The sequence below is a fragment of the Periweissella beninensis genome (assembly GCF_016908275.1).
GTDB lineage: Bacteria > Bacillota > Bacilli > Lactobacillales > Lactobacillaceae > Periweissella > Periweissella beninensis.
This window is the reverse complement of sequence record NZ_JAFBDN010000062.1, coordinates 1-1236: the sequence shown is the minus strand read 5'-3', so window position 1 is coordinate 1236 and position 1236 is coordinate 1. Positions and strand designations below refer to the sequence as shown.

Here is a 1236-nt window from a genome sequence, read left to right as displayed (position 1 = left end):
GGCGAATTTTATAATCAAGTTAGCCACTTTAGAAAAATGACAAAATAAAAACACCAAGACTTAAAAATCAGGTATCATTGGAGTTCTCACACAAACAATGAAAGAGGTTTTTCGTCTTGGTGCTAGAACAGAATATCATAAATCGTCCTAAAGGACATCATTTAACTGAAATTGAACGTGGAAAGATTGCTTCCTTTCATTCAATTGGCTACTCGAATCGCCAGATAGCTAAAGCTATCGGCGTTTCACCTCAGACTATTAATAATGAAATTAACAGAGGTACTGTTGAGCAGATCAAGAAAGTTAATGGTAAAGTTCAACACTTGAATTGCTACTTTCCTGACACTGCACATCAAAAGTATGTAAAGAACCGTAAGCTTTGCCATCGTCCTTCTAAATTCGACCAAGTCACAGCCTTTTTAGGCTTCTTTGTAAGCCAGTTCATAGATAATGGATGGTCACCTGATACGGCCGTTGGACGAGCTAAGAACGAAGAATTATTCTTAGTAGATGAAATGGTTTGTACTACTACACTTTACAAATATATTGATGAACAACGACTTGAAATCCGGAATATTGATCTGGTAGAAAAGTCAACTAGACCGACTAAGCAACATACTTCAAAAAAGCATAAGCGTCTACTTGGTCGTAGTATTGAGAAACGCCCTAAAAGTGTTGATAGCAGAGAATCCTTTGGGGACTTTGAGATAGACACGATTGTGGGCAAAAGAAATGGCCATGAGAGTGTCGTCTTAACGCTCATAGAGCGTAAGACACGCTTTGAAATAATGAGACTTATTGACGGTAGAGATGCCGACTCTGTAGATTATGCTATGAAAGAGATCATAAAGAACTATGGTGATCTTATCAATTCAATCACTGCAGACAATGGTCCTGAGTTCTCTAATCTATCATCTGATATGGCTGGCGTTGCGGATGTTTACTTCACACACCCATATACATCTTGTGAACGTGGAACAAATGAAGTACATAATCGAATGATACGTCGTGACTTGCCCAAAGGGCTGTCACTGGATACAGTCAGCCCAAAAGTAATAAGAGACATAGGATTTAAGCTCAACAATATGCCTAGAAAGTTATTGAACTATAAAACGCCACAAGAACTCTTTGCTAGTTCCTGTGGCGCTTAAAGACATATTTATAAACTTCAAATACTGATATCACTTGGATTCAATTTATTTTGTCCAAGTGGCTAACTTGTTATTGAAATTTTCG

At 37.7% G+C, this 1236-nt stretch carries 1 protein-coding gene; it reads left to right on the top strand.

Features of this window, described 5'->3' with window-relative positions:
• The first annotated feature begins 119 nt into the window (after positions 1 to 119).
• Positions 120 to 1151 (top strand): IS30 family transposase, encoded by a 1032-nt coding sequence (locus JOC59_RS09290; protein WP_205144460.1) that lies wholly within the window; start codon positions 120 to 122, stop codon positions 1149 to 1151.
• Positions 1152 to 1236 lie beyond the last annotated feature (85 nt).